The 19,755-nt window shown below is 67.1% G+C and carries 17 protein-coding genes; 13 read left to right on the forward strand and 4 right to left on the reverse strand.

The window, feature by feature from the left end; translation table 11 throughout:
* Positions 1-48 precede the first annotated feature (48 nt).
* Positions 49-1,377: a bifunctional DedA family/phosphatase PAP2 family protein gene (locus PVZ77_RS24215; RefSeq protein WP_273808581.1), complete on the reverse strand. Its 1,329-nt coding sequence runs from the start codon at positions 1,375-1,377 to the stop codon at positions 49-51.
* A 226-nt stretch (positions 1,378-1,603) separates the two neighbouring features.
* Positions 1,604-4,621 (reverse strand): cellulose biosynthesis protein BcsC, encoded by a 3,018-nt coding sequence (locus PVZ77_RS24220; RefSeq protein WP_273808582.1) that lies wholly within the window; start codon positions 4,619-4,621, stop codon positions 1,604-1,606.
* A 251-nt stretch (positions 4,622-4,872) separates the two neighbouring features.
* Between PVZ77_RS24220 and PVZ77_RS24225 the strand changes: the two genes are divergently transcribed.
* From PVZ77_RS24225 to lipA, 12 genes are all read left to right on the forward strand, one after another.
* Positions 4,873-6,138 (forward strand): glutamate-5-semialdehyde dehydrogenase, encoded by a 1,266-nt coding sequence (locus PVZ77_RS24225; protein ID WP_273808583.1) that lies wholly within the window; start codon positions 4,873-4,875, stop codon positions 6,136-6,138.
* Positions 6,138-6,800 carry a nicotinate-nucleotide adenylyltransferase gene (gene nadD / locus PVZ77_RS24230; RefSeq protein ID WP_017642517.1) on the forward strand — a complete coding sequence of 221 codons (663 nt, stop codon included), beginning with the start codon at positions 6,138-6,140 and terminating at the stop codon, positions 6,798-6,800. The genes PVZ77_RS24225 and nadD overlap by 1 nt, the downstream gene beginning before the upstream one ends.
* A 10-nt stretch (positions 6,801-6,810) precedes the next feature.
* Positions 6,811-7,161 carry a ribosome silencing factor gene (rsfS, locus tag PVZ77_RS24235; RefSeq protein ID WP_007159669.1) on the forward strand — a complete coding sequence of 117 codons (351 nt, stop codon included), beginning with the start codon at positions 6,811-6,813 and terminating at the stop codon, positions 7,159-7,161.
* 5 nt (positions 7,162-7,166) lie between these two features.
* The gene (rlmH, locus tag PVZ77_RS24240; RefSeq protein ID WP_007159668.1) at positions 7,167-7,634 is read left to right on the forward strand and encodes a 23S rRNA (pseudouridine(1915)-N(3))-methyltransferase RlmH; all 468 of its coding nucleotides are present in this window, start codon (positions 7,167-7,169) and stop codon (positions 7,632-7,634) included.
* A gap of 12 nt (positions 7,635-7,646) precedes the next feature.
* On the forward strand, positions 7,647-9,554 hold the full coding sequence (mrdA, locus tag PVZ77_RS24245; protein ID WP_273808584.1) for a penicillin-binding protein 2: 1,908 nt from the start codon (positions 7,647-7,649) through the stop codon (positions 9,552-9,554).
* A 44-nt stretch (positions 9,555-9,598) separates the two neighbouring features.
* Positions 9,599-10,702 (forward strand): rod shape-determining protein RodA, encoded by a 1,104-nt coding sequence (gene rodA, locus PVZ77_RS24250; RefSeq protein ID WP_208694926.1) that lies wholly within the window; start codon positions 9,599-9,601, stop codon positions 10,700-10,702.
* A gap of 39 nt (positions 10,703-10,741) precedes the next feature.
* Positions 10,742-11,746 carry a lytic murein transglycosylase B gene (mltB, locus tag PVZ77_RS24255; protein ID WP_443218064.1) on the forward strand — a complete coding sequence of 335 codons (1,005 nt, stop codon included), beginning with the start codon at positions 10,742-10,744 and terminating at the stop codon, positions 11,744-11,746.
* Positions 11,746-12,735: a septal ring lytic transglycosylase RlpA family protein gene (locus tag PVZ77_RS24260; RefSeq protein ID WP_273808867.1), complete on the forward strand. Its 990-nt coding sequence runs from the start codon at positions 11,746-11,748 to the stop codon at positions 12,733-12,735. Before mltB ends, PVZ77_RS24260 begins: the two co-directional genes overlap by 1 nt.
* Positions 12,736-12,861: 126 nt before the next feature.
* Positions 12,862-14,022 (forward strand): D-alanyl-D-alanine carboxypeptidase family protein, encoded by a 1,161-nt coding sequence (locus tag PVZ77_RS24265; RefSeq protein ID WP_133863156.1) that lies wholly within the window; start codon positions 12,862-12,864, stop codon positions 14,020-14,022.
* Positions 14,023-14,095: 73 nt separating this feature from the next.
* On the forward strand, positions 14,096-14,371 hold the full coding sequence (locus PVZ77_RS24270) for a DUF493 domain-containing protein (protein WP_273808586.1): 276 nt from the start codon (positions 14,096-14,098) through the stop codon (positions 14,369-14,371).
* Entirely contained in the window at positions 14,371-15,027 is a 657-nt protein-coding gene (lipB, locus tag PVZ77_RS24275; protein ID WP_183631280.1) for a lipoyl(octanoyl) transferase LipB, read from the forward strand. The genes PVZ77_RS24270 and lipB overlap by 1 nt, the downstream gene beginning before the upstream one ends.
* Position 15,028: 1 nt before the next feature.
* On the forward strand, positions 15,029-16,030 hold the full coding sequence (lipA, locus tag PVZ77_RS24280; RefSeq protein WP_187978593.1) for a lipoyl synthase: 1,002 nt from the start codon (positions 15,029-15,031) through the stop codon (positions 16,028-16,030).
* Positions 16,031-16,146: 116 nt separating this feature from the next.
* Here the strand turns inward: lipA and pgm are convergent, their stop codons facing one another.
* Positions 16,147-17,811, reverse strand: coding sequence for a phosphoglucomutase (alpha-D-glucose-1,6-bisphosphate-dependent) (pgm, locus tag PVZ77_RS24285; RefSeq protein ID WP_273808590.1), 1,665 nt, complete (start codon positions 17,809-17,811; stop codon positions 16,147-16,149).
* A 158-nt stretch (positions 17,812-17,969) separates the two neighbouring features.
* Positions 17,970-18,719 (reverse strand): sulfite exporter TauE/SafE family protein, encoded by a 750-nt coding sequence (locus PVZ77_RS24290; RefSeq protein ID WP_273808591.1) that lies wholly within the window; start codon positions 18,717-18,719, stop codon positions 17,970-17,972.
* 28 nt (positions 18,720-18,747) lie between these two features.
* Between PVZ77_RS24290 and PVZ77_RS24295 the strand changes: the two genes are divergently transcribed.
* Positions 18,748-19,746: a LysR family transcriptional regulator gene (locus tag PVZ77_RS24295; RefSeq protein ID WP_273808592.1), complete on the forward strand. Its 999-nt coding sequence runs from the start codon at positions 18,748-18,750 to the stop codon at positions 19,744-19,746.
* The last annotated feature ends 9 nt before the right edge of the window (positions 19,747-19,755 follow it).

The following is a 19,755-nucleotide window of genomic DNA, read 5'->3' on the forward strand; positions in this document are numbered from 1 at the left end:
AGCAGCGGAACTGCAGGACCCTGAGCGGATTTTTTGGTTGGCGGGCCCTTATAGCCGGGGCGCATAGCGCTCGATGGCCTCTGGCAGGGCCCAGCCGACGGCGAAGGCCAGCACGAGCACCACCAGTGGCAGCAGCACCCACCAGGTCCGCGTCGGAATCGGCTCCAGGCGATTGCCGCCGGTCTTCTGCAGCAGTGCCAGGCTCAGGCCGCAGAACCCCCCGGCGAGCAGGGCACCGGCGAGGATGTCGGTGGGCCAGTGCACGCCCAGATAGACGCGGCTGAGGGCGATGAGTACCGCTGGCAGGGCGGCGATCACCAGCCAGGCGAGGCGCCCGCGCGGACCGTAGCGGCGCCCGACGAGGATGCCCAGGGTCAGGAAGAAGGCGAAGGAGGCCGAGCTGTGACCGCTGGGCAGGCTGTAGGTGGTCAGCGGCTCGGCGAGCACGTCGGGGCGGGCGCGGGCCAGCAGATTCTTCAACTGGCCGTTGGCCAGGGCGGTCCCCAGGGTGGTGCCCAGGGCGAACAGCAGCGGGCGCCACTGGCGATAGGCCGCCAGCACCAGGATCAGCACGGCGGCGAGGATCAGCTGGGTGCGGAAATCGCCCATGCGGGTGATGACCACGGCGACCAGGTTGAGCCAGCCTTCGCGATGCTCCTGGACCAGGGCCATCAGGCCTTCGTCGAAGGCGCGCAGGTGGTGCCAGCCGAACAGCAGCGCCAGCAGCCCGGCCAGGCAGAGGGCGCCGCTGATCAGCGTGGTGCCGGCGCGCTCGCGCCAGGCGCCATGGGCCACCACCGTCAGCAGCACCGCCGCGCCACCGAAGACGATGCCGGCCTGTTGCCAGAAGCCCTCCGGCAGCGGCAGGCGGAAGGCCGCGCCGGTCACCCAGCCCGGGCCGAGGTAGGCGATGGACCAGCCGGCCGCGGCCACCAGGCTGACGCTAACGAATTTGACCAGGGGCATGTCGAGCATGCCGGCGATCAGCGGCAGCAGCGGGCGCAGCGGACCGATGAAGCGACCCACCAGCAGACTGGCTATGCCGTATCTGTGGATGAAGCCCTCGGCCGAGCCGATCCATTCCGGGTGGGTGCGCAGTCCGGGCAGGCGGCGGATGCCTTCATGGAAGCGCCGACCGATGAAATATGACACCGCGTCGCCGAGAATGCCGCCAAGAAAGCCCAGCAGCAGGGTGTCGAAGAGATTGAGCGCGCCATTGCCGGCGGCGACGGCCACGGCGAACAGGATCACCGTGCCGGGTACCACCAGCCCGGCCAGGGCCAGGCACTCGAGAAAGGAGATGATGAAGATGGCCACACCCAGCCACTGGTGGTGCTGGTTGATCCACTGGGTCAGGCCGTCTAGCAGTTCCGTCATCGAAAGGCTTCCTGGGGGCTGGGGTTGCGTCCTCAGACCCATGGGGAAAGCCTTGGCTGCCTCAAGGACGCGGATCGAGACGCAACGCCTCGGGGCCGGGGGATTGTAAATCGCGCTCGGGAATTTCCCAGACCAATAACTGTGGCGGGGTTTGTCGGAAGGCGAAAGGGTGACTGGCCGACGTTTGCAGGCCAAGAAAAAGGCCCGCGGGTGCGGGCCTTTTTCCTTATTCCTCGTTGCGCGAGCGGTAGGGCTGTGGCCGCGAGAGTTGCGGTCGGCCTTCCTGCTCTTCGAAGAAGTAGCGCAGATAGAGGTTGCCGTTGACGTCGCGCTCGTCCTGGGAATTGTCCATGCCCAGACGGCCCCCCAGGGCGAACTGCCCGCTGAGGCGGTATTCGCCATTGGCGGAGAGGCTGTAGGCCACGCCGGTCTTGCTCTTGCTGCCGTATTGGCCTTCGCCGGCGGCTTCCGCGGCCGCCTGCAGGGCAGCGTCGTCCGGATAGCGATCCGCGGCGTCCTGGCGAATGGTCTGCACGCCCAGCATGCCCTGCACCTGGTAGGCCCAGAGATCGCCCCGCTGCGCCCACACCAGGGGTACGCCGATGGCGAAGTAGCGCTGCGGACTGAAGTAGCCGCCATGACCGTAGGTCAGGTGGTTCTGATTGTTGTCGTAGCCGATCGCGGTGGCCGAGAGGCCCACGGTGAACAGGCTGTCCGGGCCATTGCGCAGGTAGTAGTAGACGCCGGTGCCGATCTCGAAGCGATCGTTGTCCTTGACGTCGTGACCGGTCAGGCGATGGGCCGCGCCGTAGATGTAGGAGCCGTAACGACCATCGTCGTGTCTCAGCCGCGCCAGGCCGCCGTTGGCGGTGACGCCGCCCCACTCCTGGCCGGTGCGCGGATCGCGGATGCCGCCGTAGGACGCCAGGGAATCGGTCACCGAACGCCGCGACACGCTCAGGGCATAGAGCAGGTTCTCGCTGAGGCTGCTCAGCGGGCGTTCCAGGGTCGCGCCGCCGACCACGGTGCTGTATCTCAGGCCCACCGGCGAGACGCCGATATCGCCCTTGAGCCCGCGCCCGGCGTCTTCCACGGCGATGGACGCCGCCACGCCGTTTTCCTTCTGGCTGCCGTCGCTGCTGCTGTCGTTGATTCGCGTCGGGGTGACGCGCACGGCCAGGCGCTGGTCGCCGGCGGGGAAGGAGATCTCCAGCGGTGCGCTGACGGTGGTCTGGCGCGAGCTGCCGCTGGGATCGTAGCTGCGCACGCTCAGACCCTGGGTGATGCGGATGCTGCGCTCGCGCTGCAGCTGGCCGAGGATCTGCTCGGTGGCCAGGCTGCTCGACAGGCTGCTGGTAGGTACCACGGACAGGTCGTTGAAGGGGTTGTTGGCAGCCTTCTGCGCCTGCAGCGGATCGCTCCAGGCATAGTCGGCGCCGCCGGCGTTGCCACCCGCGGCGGCCGGAACGGCGGCCAGGGCGTCAGCGCTGCGGGTCTGCCCGGGCAGGGTGGCGAAGGGGTTGTCGCTGGCGCCGGCGGCGCGGGCCGCGGATTCGCGATCCTTGCGCTCCACCTGCACCACCTGCTCCAGCAGGCCGGTCGCGGTGCCGGCCATGCCGATGTCGCGGTAGAGCAGGGCGGCGCGGCGCAGCACCAGGGGATCGCTCTGGCCGAGCTTGACCGCCTGGTCCAGGTACTGGCGGGCGGTGACGCTGTCCTGTGACTTGGCGGCGATTTCGGCGGCGCCCAGATAGAACTCGGCGTCCTTCGGCTGGTCGCTGAGCACGTCGCGATAGAGCTGGCGCGCCTTCTGGGCGTCGCCGCTGGCCAGGTACATGCGCGCCAGGGCGGCCTGGGCGGCCTTGTCGTCGGGACGGGCCTTGAGCGCCGGGGCCAGGGTGTCGTAGGCGGCAGCCAGCTTGCCTTGGTCGGTGAGGCGATCGGCCTGACGGATGCGGTAGCGGGCGAGGAGGTCGTCGTACTGCTGCTTCTCGCCGCTGTCGAGTACCACGCCCTGCAGGTCGCGCAGGACGTTGCCCACGGTCTGGTCCTGGTTCAGCTGCAGCTGGATGCTGGCGTAGTGCAGCTGCATGGCGGGCGCCGGACGGGTATCGCCGGTGATCATCGGCTTGAGCAGGGCCAGGCCGTGCTCGGGATCGCCGGCGGTGGCGAAGGCCTCGGCCAGGTCGCCGATCAGATCCGGATTGCGGCCGGCGCGGGCTTCCAGGCGCTGCATCAGGCTGCGCGCTTCCTCGCGGCGACCCTGCTTGGCCAGGGCCACGGTCTCGGCCAGTTGTTCGTTGAAGGTGATGCGCGCGGCCAGGGCGTTCATGTCCGCCGAACGCTGCGTCTGGGGAATGCGCATCAGGGTCTGCATGGCGCGCGGGTATTCACCCAGCTCGTTGGACAGCAGGGCACTCGCATAGAGCACCTCGGGGCGCTGGGCGCCATCCTTGACCAGGCTGTCCACCAGGTCGCGGGCGGCGCGCGGCCGGCCCTGACGGACCTCCAGGCGGGCCTGGGCCAGGCGCAGCCAGGGGTCTTCCGGGGCTTCCTTGCGCGCCTGTTCCAGCAGCCGCGAGGCGCCCTGCAGGTCGCCCCGCGCCTCGGCGGCTTCGGCTTCCTGCATGGCCTGCCCGGCACGCAGGCGATCCAGGCCCTTGATCGGGTTCTTGGCGCTTGGCTGCAGATTCTTGGTGAGTTGCAGGGCTTCTTCGGTGCGGCCCAGCTCGTTGAGCGCGGCGATGCGCCCATAGTAGGCGTCGACGTTGGCCGGCTCGCGCATCAGCACCTGGCGATAGGTGGCCTCGGCAAGTTCCCATTGGCGCTTCTGGCTCTGGATGCCGGCGAGGAACAGCTGCGCCTCGACCGCTTCGGGCTTCAGCCGGATGGCCTCCACGCTGAGATCCCGTGCCTGGTCCAGCTCGCGCTTGTTCTCGGCCGCGTGGGCGCGTTCCAGCAGGTGGTGGTAGCGCGCCTCGTCCAGCGCCGGCTGCCAGGTCTTGCCGCCTTTCTGCACGGCCTGGGTCAGCAACTGCTCGGCATCGGTCCAGCGCTGCTGCGCCAGGCGGGCACTGCCCAGCTTGCCCAGGGCATCCGGATCCTGGGGCGTCTTCTTCAGCTGGGCTTCCAGCGCCTGGACGGCGGCCGCGGTCGGCGCGGCGTCGGCAGCGGCGGCCCAGGTCGCGTCGGCATGGATCAGCAGGGCGAGCAGACCAAGGGACAAGGTGAGGTGCTTGGGCATGGTTCTTTCCGTGAAGGCTGGTAGGCGTCGCTGCAGCACCTGGCGCAGAGCTGGAACGATTTCGGCTATTAGGGAATAGCTGAACGCAAGCTGAACGGCAAATACAGCCGGGGATGATTCCCGACAGGCCGTGGCGAGTCAACCAAATAGAGCAGGCGAATGCCACGGCCAGGCCCCCCGGCGCTGGCCGCGCAGGGCCCGGCGACGCTATACTCTGCGGCTTTCCCACCGTCTTTCGCAGGCCGCCGACCATGACCGAGTCCGTCTCCGCCTACATGACCCGTCTTGGCCAGGCTGCCCGTGCTGCGTCGCGGGTCGCCGCCCGGGCGAGCACCGCCCAGAAGAACCGCGCCTTGCTCGCGGCTGCCGCCGCGCTGGATGCTCGCCGTGCCGAGCTGACTGCTGCCAACGAGCAGGACCTGGCCGCCGCGCGCGCCAATGGTCTGGAACCGGCCATGCTGGATCGCCTGGCACTGACGCCCCAGCGCATCGACGACATGATCGAAGGTCTGCGCCAGGTGGCAACGTTGCCCGATCCCATCGGCGAAATCCGCGACATGAGATACGTGCCCTCGGGCATCCAGCTGGGCAAGATGCGTGTGCCGCTGGGTGTCATCGGCATCATCTACGAGTCGCGCCCCAACGTGACCATCGATGCGGCCAGTCTCTGTCTCAAATCCGGTAATGCCACCATCCTGCGCGGTGGCTCCGAGGCCATTCATTCCAACAAGGCCATCGCCGCCTGCATCCAGGCGGGTCTGGCCGAAGCCGAACTGCCGGCCGAGCTGGTCCAGGTGGTGGAAACCACCGATCGCGCTGCGGTAGGCGCCCTGATCACCATGCCCGAATACGTCGACGTCATCGTGCCGCGGGGTGGCAAGAGCCTGATCGAACGCATCAGCCGCGATGCCCGGGTACCGGTGATCAAGCACCTGGACGGTATCTGCCACGTCTATATCGACCGCGCCGCCGATGTCGATAAGGCCATTCGCATCGCCGACAACGCCAAGACCCAGCGCTATGCTCCCTGCAATACCATGGAGACGCTGCTGGTCCATGCGGCCATCGCCGAGCGAGTGTTGCCGGCCCTGGCCGCCATCTATCGCGACAAGCAGGTGGAGCTGCGCGGCTGCGAGCGGACACGAGCGCTGCTAGGGACCGACGTCCTGCTGGCCAGCGAAGAAGACTGGCGGACCGAATACAACGCCCCGATCCTGTCCATCCGGGTGGTGGACGGCCTCGATGCGGCCATCGAGCACATCAATGCCTATGGCTCGCAGCACACCGATGCCATTGTCACCGAGAATTTCAGCGACGCCCGGCGTTTCCTGACCGAAGTCGATTCGGCGTCGGTGATGGTCAATGCCTCCACGCGGTTCGCCGATGGCTTCGAATACGGCCTGGGCGCCGAGATCGGCATTTCCACCGACAAGCTGCACGCCCGCGGGCCGGTGGGCCTGGAAGGGCTGACCAGCGAGAAATACGTGGTCTTCGGCGACGGTCACGTCCGTAGCTGATGAGCAGCCTGCCCACCCGCATCGGCCTGTTCGGCGGTACCTTCGATCCCGTGCACATCGGCCACCTGCGCGCGGCGCTGGAGGTGGCCGAGGCGCTGGCGCTGGACGAACTGCGGCTGATCCCCAGCGCCCGGCCGCCCCATCGCGAGGCGCCCAGCGTCTCCGCCGAGGATCGCCTGGCGATGGTGCGACTGGCGGTGGCCGACGTCGCGACCCTGGTGGTCGATGACCGGGAACTGCGCCGGACGCGCCACTCCTATACCATAGAGACCCTGGAAAGCCTGCGCGCCGAACTCGGCGATGAGGTGCAGCTGTTGCTCATGCTGGGTTGGGACGCCTTCTGCGGCCTGCCGGGCTGGCACCGCTGGCGCGAATTGCTGGAGCTGTGCCACATCCTGGTCCTGCAACGACCCGACGCCGACAGCGAGCCCTGCCAGGAATTGCGCGATTTCCTGGCGGCGCGCAGTCAGCCCGATCCCCAGGCCCTGAAGGGGCCGGGCGGGCAGATCACCTTTATCTGGCAGAACCCGCTCGCGGTGTCCGCCACCCAGATCCGCGGCCTCTTGGCCACCGGGAAGTCCATCCGCTTCCTGGTGCCCGATGCCGTGCTTGACTACATCCGGACGCACGGCCTCTATCCGGCGTCCTCCGAACCGAGGTAAGAGTTACACCATGCAAAGCGAACAACTCGTCCAGGTGGCCATCGCCGCCCTGGAAGACATGAAGGCCCAGGACATCATCTCCCTGGACGTCCGTGAAAAGACCAGCGTGACCGATATCATGGTCATCGCCAGCGGCACCTCCAGCCGCCACGTCAAGTCGCTGGCCGACAACGTGCTGGAAAAGGTCAAGCAGCAGGGCGTGCGCCCGCTGGGCAGCGAAGGCCTGGAAGGCGGCGAATGGGCGTTGCTCGACCTGGGTGACGTGGTCGTCCACGTGATGCTGCCGACCACCCGCGAGTTCTATGACCTCGAGCGCCTCTGGCGCGGTGCCGAGCAGAGCCGCGCCGCCCACGGCGAATAACGCCGGTGCGCCTGCGTCTCATCGCCGTCGGCTCGCGCATGCCGCGCTGGGTCGAGGAGGGCTGGCACGAGTACGTCAAGCGTCTGCCGCCGGAACTGCCGCTGGAGCTCGTCGAGATCCCGCTGCAGACCCGTGGCAAGAACGCCGACGTCGCCCGGCTGATCCGCCAGGAGGGTGAGGCCATGCTGGCCAAGGTGCAACCGGGCGAGCGCGTGGTGACCCTGGAGGTCACCGGCAAGCCCTGGAGCACCGAGCAACTGGCTGAAACACTCCAGCAGTGGCGCCTGGAAGCCCGCACCGTCAACCTCATGGTCGGCGGTCCCGAGGGTCTCGCTCCCGAGGTGCAGGCGCGCAGTGAACAGCGCTGGTCGCTCTCGCCGCTGACCCTGCCGCATCCGCTGGTGCGCATCCTCGTCGGCGAGCAGCTCTATCGCGCCTGGACCGTACTGGCCGGCCATCCGTATCACAAGTAGTCCGTACCTGCGATGTCGCAACCCATACGCCTCAAGGACCACGAGAAAGACGCCCAGCTCGTCCGCGCCCGCGTGACGGTCGGGGCGGTGCTGTTTCTCGTGCTCGCCTGCGTACTGGTGGCGCGCATGTACTACCTGCAGGTCATCCAGCACGACTACCACTCGACCCTGTCGGAAAACAACCGGGTCCATGTCCAGCCGATCCCGCCCACCCGCGGCCTGATCTACGACCGCAACGGCATCATCGTCGCCGACAACCGCCCCAGCTTCAGCCTGACCATCACCCGCGAGCGGGCCGACAACTGGCGGCAGACCCTCGATACCCTGGTGCAGGTGCTGGGCCTGACCGAGGAAGACCGCGAGCTGTTCGAAAAGCGCATGAAGCAGGGCCGGCGGCCTTTCGAGCCGGTGCCGGTGCTGTTCGAGCTGACCGAGGAGCAGATCGCCAAGATCGCCGTCAACCAGTTCCGCCTGCCCGGGGTCGAGGTGACGGCACAGCTGGTGCGCCACTATCCCATGGGCGAGCACTTCGCCCACTCGGTGGGCTATGTCGGGCGGATCAACGAACAGGAGCTCAAGCGCCTGGATCCGGTCAACTACAGCGGCACCCACCACATCGGCAAGACCGGCGTGGAGCGCTTCTACGAGCCCGAGCTGCACGGCGAGGTAGGCTACGAAGAGGTGGAGACCAACGCCCGCGGCCGGGTGCTGCGGGTGCTCAATCGCACCGACCCCAAGCCGGGCAAGGACATCGTCCTGACCATCGATTCACGTCTGCAGGCCGCCGCCGAAGCCGCCCTGGGCGGGCGCCGTGGCGCCATCGTCGCCATCCAGCCCAAGACCGGCGAGGTGCTGGCCATGGTCAGCCAGCCGAGCTACGACCCCAATCCCTTCGTCACCGGGATCAGCTTCAAGGAATATTCCGAGCTGCGCGACTCCATCGATCGCCCGCTCTACAACCGGGTGCTGCGCGGCCTCTATCCGCCCGGTTCGACCATCAAGCCTGCGGTGGCCATCGCCGGTCTCGACAGCGGCGCCACCACGCCCCAGGCGCGGGTCTTCGATCCGGGCTACTACGAGTTGCCCAACTACGATCACAAGTACCGCAACTGGAACCACGGCGGCGACGGCTACGTGGATCTGGACATGGCGCTGATGAGATCCAACGACACCTATTTCTACGATCTCGCCCACAAGATCGGCATCGATCGCCTCTCCGAGTACATGGGCAAGTTCGGTCTCGGCCAGAAGGTCTCCCTGGACATGTTCGAGGAGGCACCGGGCCTGATGCCCTCGCGCCAGTGGAAGCGTGCCACCCGCCGCCAGGCCTGGTTCCCCGGCGAGACGCTGATCCTCGGCATCGGCCAGGGCTACATGCAGACCACGCCGCTGCAGCTGGCCCAGGTCACCACCCTGATCGCCAACCATGGCAAGTGGATCCGTCCGCACCTCGCCAGGACCCTCGATGGCCAGCCCCCGGTGGACAGCAATCCCATGCCCGACATCGAGCTCAGGGACCCGACCTACTGGGACAGGGCCGTCCACGGCATGGAAATGGTGGTGCAGAATCCGCGCGGCACCGCGCACAAGATCAATGTCGGCGCCCAGTACCGCATCGCCGGCAAGAGCGGTACCGCCCAGGTGGTCGCCATTCGCCAGAACGAGAAGTACAACTCGGCGGCGCTCAAGGAGCGGCACCGCGACCACGCCCTGTTCGTCGCCTTCGCCCCGGCCGACAATCCGCAGATCGCCGTGGCGGTGATGGTCGAGAACGGCGAGTCGGGCAGCGGCGTGGCCGCCCCGGTGGTGCGCCAGGTGCTGGACGCCTGGCTGCTCGATGACCAGGGCCGTCTCAAGGCCGAGTACGCCAAGCCCAATACCGCCGCGGCCACCGCCGCCGCGACCAAGGTGCAGCCATGAGTCTTGCTCCCAACTTCGATCGCACCATCCCCGAAGGGGACGTGATGAAGCGGCGCGCCACCCTGCTGCAGCGCCTGCACATCGATGGCCCGCTGCTGATCCTGCTGGTGATGCTGGGGGCGACCGGACTGTTCGTCCTCTATTCCGCGGGCGGGCGCAATCTCGACCTGCTGTTCAAGCAGGCCAGCTCCTTTGGCCTCGGGCTGGTGGCCATGGCCGTCGTCGCCCAGCTCGAACCGCGTTTCATGGCGCGCTGGGTGCCCCTCGGCTACGTGATCGGCGTGGCCCTGCTGGTGGTGGTGGACGTCATGGGCCACAACGCCATGGGTGCCACCCGCTGGATCAACATTCCCGGGGTCATCCGCTTCCAGCCGTCGGAATTCATGAAGCTGCTGATGCCCATGATGATGGCCTGGTACCTGTCCAAGCGCAGCCTGCCGCCCAACTTCAAGCACAGCCTGATCAGCCTGTCGCTGGTGGTGGTGCCCTTCGTGCTGATCCTCGACCAGCCCGACCTCGGCACCGCCATGCTGGTGCTGGCCTCGGGCGGCTTCGTGCTGTTCGTCGGCGGCCTTCAGTGGCGCTGGCTGATCGGCGCGGTGAGCGCCGCGGTGCCCATGGCCGTGGCCATGTGGTTCTTTGTCCTGCACGATTACCAGAAGCGCCGGATCCTGACCTTCCTCGATCCGGAGATGGATCCGCTGGGCGCCGGCTGGAACATCATCCAGTCCAAGGCCGCCATCGGCTCGGGCGGGGTATTCGGCAAGGGCTGGCTGCTGGGTACCCAGTCTCATCTGGATTTTTTGCCGGAAAGTCACACGGACTTTATCATTGCCGTCCTCGGCGAAGAGTTCGGCATGGTCGGCGTCTGCCTGCTGCTGGTGCTCTATCTGCTGCTGATCGGTCGCGGACTGACCATCACGGTGCAGGCCCAGACGTTGTTCGGCAAGTTGCTCGCCGGCGGCGTGACCATGACCTTCTTCGTCTATGTCTTCGTCAACATCGGCATGGTCAGCGGCCTCTTGCCCGTGGTGGGCGTACCGCTGCCATTCATCAGCTATGGCGGCACCTCGGTGGTCACCTTGTTCACCGGGTTCGGAGTTTTGATGTCGATCCACACGCACCGCAAGTGGATCGCCCAGGTTTAACACGCAACAAAGAAGGGTTAGATGCCGACAATGGGATGGATGCGTCGCTGCCTGCTGAGCCTCGGGCTCGCGGGTGCGATGGGCGTGACGACCGGCGTCGTCGCGGGTGACTACGACGCGGCACCGCTGACGCGCGACTTCATCGCCGAGATGAGTCAGAGCTATGGCTTCGCTCCGGAACAGCTGCAGGCGCTGTTCGGCGAGGTCGAGCGCAAGCAGGCCATCCTCGATGCCATCTCGCGACCGGCCGAGCGGGTCAAGCCCTGGAGCGAATACCGGCCCATCTTCATCACCGATCGGCGCATCGCCCAGGGCGTCGACTTCTGGAAGGCCCACGAGGAAGCCCTGGCCCGCGCCGAGCGCGAATACGACGTGCCGGCCCAGTTCATCGTCGCCATCATCGGCGTGGAAACCTTCTACGGTCGCAACACCGGCAACTACCGGGTGCTGGATGCGCTCTCGACCCTGGCCTTCGACTATCCGCCACGCGCGCCCTTCTTCCGCAGCCAGCTGCGCGAATTCCTGCTGCTGGCCCGCGAACAGCAGGTCGATCCGCTCAGCCTCACCGGTTCCTACGCCGGCGCCATGGGCCTGCCGCAATTCATGCCGGGCAGCTTCCGCGCCTATGCGGTGGACTTCGACGGCGACGGCCACATCAACATCTGGTCCGATCCCACCGACGCCATCGGCAGCGTGGCCAACTACTTCAAGCGCCACGGCTGGTCCGGCTGCGGACCGACCGCCATCCGCGCCCAGGTCAGTGGCGAGCGGGTGGAGGAGGGCGTGGTGGCCGGCATCGAGCCGGTCAAGAGCGTCGCCGAGCTGCGCGCCCTGGGCTGGAACGCCCAAGACCCTGCCCTGCGTGACGATTTGCGTGTAACCTCGTTCCGCCTCGACGGAGACAAGGGACCGGAGTACTGGATGGGCCTGCCCAATTTCTACGCCATTACCCGATACAACCGCAGCGTCATGTACGCCATGGCGGTGACCGATCTGGCGAACGCCATCGCCGAGCGCCATGCCGCCGAGGGTGCCAAGCCGTGATGCGCCTGACTGCCCTGGCGCGCCTGGCCGGCTGCCTGGGCCTCGGCCTGCTGCTGGTGAGCTGCTCCAGCCAGGCGCCCAAGCCGACCAGCAAGGGCGTCGCCGGGCCGGGTGGCTACCTGCGTCCGCACCGTGACGGCGCGCCCTGGTGGGACGTGGACGTCAGCCGGATCCCCGACGCCGTGCCCATGCCCTACAACGGGCCGCTGAAGAACAATCCCTATACCGTGCTGGGCAAGACCTATTTCCCGCTGACCGATTCGCGCAACTACCGCGTGACCGGCACCGCCTCCTGGTACGGCACCAAGTTTCACGGTCAGGCCACCGCCAACGGCGAGACCTACGACCTCTACGGCATGACTGCGGCGCACAAGACCCTGCCGTTGCCCAGCTATGTGCGGGTCACCAACCTGGACAACGGCCGCAGCGTGATCCTGCGCGTCAACGACCGCGGTCCCTTCTATTCCGACCGGGTCATCGACCTGTCCTTCGCCGCCGCCAAGAAACTCGGCTATGCCGAGATCGGTACTGCCCGGGTCAGCGTCGAAGGCATCGATCCGCAGCAGTACTGGGCCCAGCGCGGCCAGGCGGTGCCCATGGTGCTGGCCCAGCCGCGCCAGGCGCCGGTGGCCCAGAAGACCACCGAGACCCAGACCTTCGGCGCCATCGAGACCTATACGCCGCCGGTCAACCAGCATGCCGAGCCGGTGACGCCCGCGGCCGTCGACGCAAAAAAAAACGTTTCTGCCCCAGCCGCTGGGCTCTATCTGCAGGTGGCGGCCTTCGCCAATCCGGACGCTGCGGAATTGCTCAAGGACAAGCTCAGCGACCTGACCAGTGCCCCGGTGTTCGTCAGTTCGACGGTGCGCAACCAGCAGACCTTGCATCGGGTCCGCCTCGGACCGGTCCAGCCGGCTGAGGTCTCCCAGCTCCAGAACAGCGTACGCGTGGCCCGCCTGGGTCAGGCGTCTCTCGTGCAACCGGATTGAAGCAGGGATGCTTCATGACGCCCAGTCGCCGGTCCCAGCCGTCGTGATCCGCCTCGCGCGGATCGACGTGGACCGAGCGGTCTGGGTCCGCTGCTCCTGCCATACCCCAACCTTTCAGAGATTCGGATGACAATCGCAAAACTCGCTCGACGCCTGCTCCTCCTAGTAACGATCGCCTGTGTCCCGGCCGTCTGGGCGGCCGAGACAATGGTTCCGGCAGCGCCCCAACTGGCCGCCAAGGCCTGGATTCTCATGGATGCCAACAGCGGCGCCGTGCTCACCGAATCCAACTCCGACCAGCGCCTGCCGCCGGCCAGCCTGACCAAGCTGATGACCGCCTACATCGCCACCCTGGAAATCAACCGGGGTCGCATCAAGGAATCGGACATGGTCACGGTCAGCGAGCACGCCTGGCGTACCGGCGGTTCGCGGATGTTCATCAAGGTCGGCACCCAGGTGTCGGTCGGTGACCTGCTGCACGGCATCATCATCCAGTCCGGCAACGACGCCAGCGTCGCCCTGGCCGAGCACATCGCCGGCAGCGAAGACGCCTTCGCCGACATGATGAACACCACCGCGCAGAAGCTGGGCATGCAGAACACCCACTTCATGGACGCCACCGGCCTGCCGGATCCGAACCACTATTCCTCGGCCCATGACATGGCCATCCTGGCGCGCGCCATCATCAACGCCGATGCCCAGCACTACGCCATCTACTCCCAGAAGGAATTCTTCTGGAACAACATCAAGCAGCCCAACCGCAACCTGCTGCTGTGGCGCGACAAGACCGTCGACGGCCTGAAGACCGGCCACACCGACGAAGCCGGCTACTGCCTGGTGGCCTCGGCCGTGCGCGATGGCATGCGCCTGGTCGCCGTGGTGTTCGGCACCAACAGCGAGCAGGCCCGTGCCGCCGAGACCCAGAAGCTGCTGACCTACGGTTTCCGCTTCTTCGAAACCCAGTCCTTCTACAAGAAGGGCACCGAGCTGGCCAAGGCGCCGGTATGGAAAGGCGACACCCGCGAGGTCCAGGCCGGTCTGGCCAACGACCTGACCATGACCCTGCCGCGCGGCCAGGCCAAGAAGCTGCACGCCGAGATGGTGCTCAATCCGCAGCTGATCGCACCCATCGCCCAGGGCCAGGTGATCGGCAAGGTCGAGGTGAAGCTGGATGACAAGGTGGTGCACACCGCCGACCTGGTTGCCCTGCAGCCGGTCGAGGAGGGTGGCCTCTTCCGTCGCCTGTGGGATAGCATTCGCCTGTTCTTCTACGGCTTGTTCAACTGATCCGTCACCCTGCAAAGGCCCGCATCTGCGGGCCTTTCACCCCCTGCCGACAGCGATCGGCCTGGAAGTCCGCATGACCGAAGACGTTCAACCCCCAAAGATCGAATTTCCCTGCCCGCGCTATCCCATCAAGGTGATTGGCGATGCCGGTGCCGACTTCGCCGAGCTGGTGCTCGACATCGTCCAGCGCCATGCCCCGGATCTGGATCGCGATACCCTGGTGACCCGCGACAGTCGTAACGGCCGTTTCCTCTCCGTGCAGGTGCTCATCACCGCCACCGGCGTGGATCAGCTGCAGGCCATCCACCAGGATCTGCGCGCCACCGGCCGCGTGCACATGGTGATCTGATGAGCACTCCCGCCCCGGCCAGCCTGGGCGTGCGCCGCTGGGGCCTGCGGCCCTACGAGGCGACCCTGGAGGCCATGCGCCGCTTCACCGACGAGCGCGGCCCCGCGACCCCCGACGAACTCTGGTTGCTGCAGCACCCTGCGGTCTTCACCCAGGGGCAGGCCGGCAAGCCCGAGCACCTGCTCGCCGTGGGCGACATTCCGGTGGTGCAGGTCGATCGCGGCGGCCAGGTCACGTACCATGGTCCCGGTCAGCTCATCGCCTATGTGCTGCTGGATGTTCGCCGCAAGGGCCTGGGCGTGAGAGAATTGGTCAGCGCCATGGAGGACAGCCTGATCGCGCTGCTCGCCGACTGGGGCGTGCAGGCCGCGGCCCGGGCCGATGCGCCGGGTGTCTACGTGGATGGCGCCAAGATCGCCTCCCTGGGCCTGCGCATCCGCAATGGCCGGTCCTTCCATGGCCTGGCGCTCAACGTTGACATGGATCTGGCACCCTTCCGCCGGATCAACCCCTGCGGTTATGCCGGCCTGGCCATGACCCAGCTCCGCGATCTGGTGACCGGGCCACTAGCTTTCGACGAGGTCCGCGAGTCTCTGGTCCGTCACCTGAGTCTGCGCCTGGGCTACCCCGAACCGATCACCCTGGAATCGGATTGACATGACCACTACAGTACAAGACAGCGTCCAGACCCTTACCCCGCCCGCCCGCCCCAGCAAGGTGGAAGCCGGCGTCAAGCTGCGCGGCGCCGAAAAGGTCGCACGCATCCCGGTAAAGATCATTCCCACCGAGGAGCTGCCGCGCAAGCCGGACTGGATCCGCGTGCGCATCCCGGTCACCCCCGAGGTCGAGCGCATCAAGCAGCTGCTGCGCAAGCACAAGCTGCACAGTGTCTGCGAAGAGGCCTCCTGCCCCAACCTGGGCGAGTGCTTCTCCGGTGGCACCGCCACCTTCATGATCATGGGTGACATCTGCACCCGTCGCTGCCCCTTCTGCGACGTCGGCCATGGCCGACCGAAGCCGCTGGACGTGGACGAGCCGAAGAATCTGGCGGTGGCCATCGCCGACCTGGGTCTGAAGTACGTAGTCATCACCTCGGTGGACCGCGACGACCTGCGCGACGGCGGTGCCCAGCACTTCGTCGACTGCCTGCGCGAGATCCGCAAGCTGACCCCCGGCATCCAGCTGGAGACCCTGGTGCCCGACTATCGCGGTCGCATGGACGTCGCCCTGGCCATCACCGAGCAGGAGCCGCCGGATGTCTTCAACCACAACCTGGAGACCGTGCCGCGCCTGTACAAGGCCGCGCGCCCGGGTTCGGACTTCGAGTGGTCGCTGGACCTGCTGCAGAACTTCAAGAAGCGCGTGCCCCACGTGCCGACCAAGTCCGGCCTGATGCTGGGCCTGGGCGAGACCGACGAGGAAGTCATCGAGGTCATGCAGCGCATGCGCGAGCACGAGATCGACATGCTGACCCTCGGCCAGTACCTGCAGCCTTCGCGCAACCACCTGCCGGTGCAGCGTTTCGTCCACCCGGATACCTTCGCCTGGTTTGCCGAGGAAGGCGCCAGGATGGGCTTCAAGAACGTCGCCTCCGGTCCCCTGGTGCGTTCTTCGTACCATGCCGACCAGCAGGCGCACGGCGCCAAGAAGATCAGCTGATCCTCGCGTCGCAATAGAAAAGGGCAGCCACGGGCTGCCCTTTTTTTGCGGATGGAAAAACTTCATCCCTGGTGATCTGCTGTCAGCCCTCTCCCCGAGGGAGAGGGCACGTGCCATCAGCCGCGCAGCACGCCATCCACCAGCGCCTTGGCTTCTTCCTGGATACGACCCAGGTGGGCTTCGCCCTCGAAGCTCTCGGCGTAGATCTTGTAGACGTCCTCGGTACCCGAAGGCCGGGCGGCGAACCAGCCGTTCTCGGTGACCACCTTGAGGCCACCGATGGCGGCGCCGTTGCCGGGCGCCTCGGTAAGGATGGCGGTGATCGGCTGGCCGGCTAGCTCCTTGGCGGTGACCTGGGCGGCGGACAGCTTGCCGAGGCGGGCCTTCTGCTCGCGGTCGGCGGCGGCGTCGATGCGCTGGTAGACCGGGGCGCCGAAACGCTCGGTCAGCGCCTGGTAGCGCTCGCCCGGGTCCTTGCCGGTCACGGCGGTGATCTCCGCGGCCAGCAGGCCGAGGATGAGGCCGTCCTTGTCGGTGGACCAGGCGCCGCCGGCCTTGCGCAGGAAGGACGCGCCGGCGGATTCCTCGCCACCGAAGCCCAGGCTGCCGTCGAGCAGGCCATCGACGAACCACTTGAAGCCTACCGGCACTTCCACCACCTGGCGGCCAATGCCCTGGGCCACGCGGTCGATCATCGAGGAAGACACCAGGGTCTTGCCGATACCGGCCTGCTGGCTCCACTGCGGACGGTGGGTGAAGAGGTATTCGATGGCCACCGCCAGGTAGTGGTTGGGATTGAGCAGGCCCACCGAGCGGGCGACGATGCCGTGGCGGTCATGGTCGGTGTCGCAGGCGAAGGAGACGTCGAATCTGTCCTTGTTCTCGATCAGGCCGGCCATGGCGTGGGGCGAACTGCAGTCCATGCGGATCTTGCCGTCCCAGTCCAGGCGCATGAAGCGAAAGGTCTGGTCGACGCGGGTGGACAGCACTTCCAGCGGCAGGCCATAGCGCTCGGCGATGCGCGGCCAGTAGTGCACCCCGGCGCCGCCGAGGGGATCGACGCCAAAGGTCAGGCCGGAGCCGCGGATGGCGTCCAGGTCGATGACCTGGCCCAGGCCGCCGACATAGCTGTCGAGGAAGTCGAATTTATGGGTGGTGCCGGCCTTGAGCGCCTGGCGGTAATCCATCCGCTTGACGCCGTCGAGACCGGCCGCCAGCAGGGCATTGGCGCGGTCCTGGATGCTTTTGGTGACGTTGGTGTCGGCCGGGCCGCCATTGGTGGGGTTGTACTTGAAGCCGCCGTCGGCCGGCGGATTGTGCGACGGGGTGATGACGATGCCGTCGGCCAGGCCCGAGCTGCGGCCGGCGTTGTATTCGAGGATGGCGTTGGACAGCGCCGGGGTGGGCGTATAGCCCGGCTCGCCATTGGTCTCGGCGCAACCGGCGTCGATGCGCACTTCCACGCCGTTGGCGGCGAGCACTTCCAGGGCGGAGATGAAGGCCGGCTCGGACAGCGCATGGGTGTCCATGCCCATGAACAGCGGGCCGTCGACGCCCTGGGCCTTGCGGTATTCGCAGATGGCCTGGGTGATGGCGAGGATGTGCCACTCGTTGAAGCTGCCCTTGAGCGAGGAACCGCGGTGCCCGGAGGTGCCGAAGGCGACCTGCTGACCCGGATCGCTGGGGTCGGGGCGATCGCTGTAGTAGCGTGCCACCAGGCGCGGCAGGTGGGTCAGAGTATTCTCGTCGGGGAGGCGTCCTGCGTTGGGAGCGAGCGTCATGAAAGCGTCCTGTATACGTCGGAAAAGGGCAGCGGTCAGGCACAAGGCCGGGTCGAAGGGGCACCATGGCACGGCGACCCTTCAATCACGCCCATAGACCGTGCTGCCCGTCGAAGGTGCAGCCTACACCGGCTGGACCTGACAGCACTGTGACGGATTCAGCCAAGATAGCCCAGGCGCAGCAGATAATGCAGGACGGTGTAGGCGCCCAATAGCAGCAATCCAGCAAAGAACAGCCGGCGGAACAGGCGCTCATCGAGATGCTGGCGCACACGCTGGCCCAGCCCCATGCCCAGGAGGGCCGGTAGCAGCAACAGACTGGAAGCACCCAGGCGCTCGACCGCCAGTCCGTTTTGCCACCAGAGGCCCACCAGCAGCGCCAGGGTGGCGACGGTGAAGCTCAACCCCAGGGCCTCGATCAGCTGTTCCTTTTCCAGCGCAAGGCTCTGCAGATAGGGCACCGCCGGCAGCACGAAGACGCCGGTCATGCCGGTGATGAGCCCCGTGACGAAACCCACCAGCGGAGCGACCTTCCCTTCACAACGACCTGGCGCGGGCAGGCGCCGGCCCGTCCAGCCGATCAGGCCATAGGCGATCAGCACCGCACCGAGCGCGGCGGCGAGTCCGGCGCTATGGCTCCCGGTCAGTAGCGGGATGCTGAGCAGGGTGCCCGGCACCAGTGCCAGTTGCAGCGGCAACAGGCGTTTGAACGTCTGCCAGGGCGAGGGACCGGCGCAGAATTGCCAGACATTGGTGAGCAGGGAGGGGATCAGCAGCAGGGCGGCGGCTTCGGCTGGCGTCATCAGCAGTGCCAGCAGGCTCATGGCGACGGTGGGCAGGCCCAGGCCCAGTACGCCCTTGGTCAGACCCGCGAGCACGAAGATCAGGGTACAGAGCAGCAGGGTCATGGTCGCCTCCTCGGGTGGAGGCGTTACCATGGATTTCAGGACCGCAGGTGAGAAGCCGGGATTGGCGAAGGCTGCCTACGGTCGGCACAGAGGCTCTCCGGCGATGCGCTACGACCTGCTCGACCTGCGTCTGTTTCTCCACGTCGTGGCAGCGCGCAGCATCACCCTGGGCGCCGAACGGAGCCACTTGGCACTGCCTTCCGCCAGCGCCCGCATCAAGGCCCTGGAAGACAGCCTGGGCACGCCGCTGCTGATCCGCCACGCGCGTGGCGTACGCCCCACGCCGGCTGGGCTGAGCCTGGAGCGCCATGCCCGGGCGATCCTGTTGCGGCTGGAAGAAATGGACCAGGACCTCGCTGGCGCGGTGGCGGACAGCCGTGCACGGGTGCGGCTGTTGGGCAACGGTGCCGCGGTGATGGAACATCTGGATGAACCCCTGGCCGCTTTCCTCCAGGCGCAGCCCAGGGTGGACGTGGAAGTCGAGGAGCTGCCCAGCTCACGCATCGTGCTGGCGCTCCGCGAAGGTCGCGCCGACCTGGGAATTTTTTTGGCGGCGCCGGGTTTGGAGGATTTGCAGATCCGGCCCTTTCGCGATGATCCCCTGGTGCTGGTCGCCGCGCCGGGTAGCGTGCCTTTGCAGGATGGCGAGTCGGTCGATTTCGCGCGACTGCTCGAGCAGCCCTTCGTCGGCCTGTCTCGCGGCAATGCCTTGCAGCTCCATGTGGAAACCCAGGCGGCGCAGTGGGGCCGGGAGCTGGCGATCCGCATTCGGGTACCGAGTCCGATCCAGGCCTGTGCCCTGGTCGCTCGCGGCCTGGGCGTGGCGATCCTGCCGGCCGCGAGTCTGCTCCGGGTAGGACCGGGCGTGGCGCTGGCCAGCCATCCGCTGCGCGATGCCTGGGCGCATCGCGAACTGGTGGTGGGCTGCCGGGACTCCAACGAGCTGTCGCCGGCGGCAGCGGCCTTGCTGGAGGTGCTGGCGGGGAAAAGCGATACGGCTGAAGCTCGACGACCCGTCCCTGGCTAAGGGACGGGT

This window comes from Pseudomonas sp. SHLD1, from assembly GCF_028640935.1.
In the GTDB taxonomy this organism is placed as follows: domain Bacteria; phylum Pseudomonadota; class Gammaproteobacteria; order Pseudomonadales; family Pseudomonadaceae; genus Chryseomonas; species Chryseomonas aestiva.

Excerpts from the sequence above, each read along its gene's own strand:
- PVZ77_RS24215 (WP_273808581.1), bottom strand. The coding sequence starts at position 1,377 with ATGACGGAACTGCTAGACGGCCTGACCCAGTGGATCAACCAGCACCAC.
- PVZ77_RS24220 (WP_273808582.1), bottom strand. The coding sequence starts at position 4,621 with ATGCCCAAGCACCTCACCTTGTCCCTTGGTCTGCTCGCCCTGCTGATC.
- PVZ77_RS24225 (WP_273808583.1), top strand. The coding sequence starts at position 4,873 with ATGACCGAGTCCGTCTCCGCCTACATGACCCGTCTTGGCCAGGCTGCC.
- nadD (WP_017642517.1), top strand. The coding sequence starts at position 6,138 with ATGAGCAGCCTGCCCACCCGCATCGGCCTGTTCGGCGGTACCTTCGAT.
- rsfS (WP_007159669.1), top strand. The coding sequence starts at position 6,811 with ATGCAAAGCGAACAACTCGTCCAGGTGGCCATCGCCGCCCTGGAAGAC.
- mrdA (WP_273808584.1), top strand. The coding sequence starts at position 7,647 with ATGTCGCAACCCATACGCCTCAAGGACCACGAGAAAGACGCCCAGCTC.
- rodA (WP_208694926.1), top strand. The coding sequence starts at position 9,599 with ATGAAGCGGCGCGCCACCCTGCTGCAGCGCCTGCACATCGATGGCCCG.
- mltB (WP_443218064.1), top strand. The coding sequence starts at position 10,742 with ATGCGTCGCTGCCTGCTGAGCCTCGGGCTCGCGGGTGCGATGGGCGTG.
- PVZ77_RS24260 (WP_273808867.1), top strand. The coding sequence starts at position 11,746 with ATGCGCCTGACTGCCCTGGCGCGCCTGGCCGGCTGCCTGGGCCTCGGC.
- PVZ77_RS24265 (WP_133863156.1), top strand. The coding sequence starts at position 12,862 with ATGACAATCGCAAAACTCGCTCGACGCCTGCTCCTCCTAGTAACGATC.
- PVZ77_RS24270 (WP_273808586.1), top strand. The coding sequence starts at position 14,096 with ATGACCGAAGACGTTCAACCCCCAAAGATCGAATTTCCCTGCCCGCGC.
- lipB (WP_183631280.1), top strand. The coding sequence starts at position 14,371 with ATGAGCACTCCCGCCCCGGCCAGCCTGGGCGTGCGCCGCTGGGGCCTG.
- lipA (WP_187978593.1), top strand. The coding sequence starts at position 15,029 with ATGACCACTACAGTACAAGACAGCGTCCAGACCCTTACCCCGCCCGCC.
- pgm (WP_273808590.1), bottom strand. The coding sequence starts at position 17,811 with ATGACGCTCGCTCCCAACGCAGGACGCCTCCCCGACGAGAATACTCTG.
- PVZ77_RS24290 (WP_273808591.1), bottom strand. The coding sequence starts at position 18,719 with ATGACCCTGCTGCTCTGTACCCTGATCTTCGTGCTCGCGGGTCTGACC.
- PVZ77_RS24295 (WP_273808592.1), top strand. The coding sequence starts at position 18,748 with ATGGATTTCAGGACCGCAGGTGAGAAGCCGGGATTGGCGAAGGCTGCC.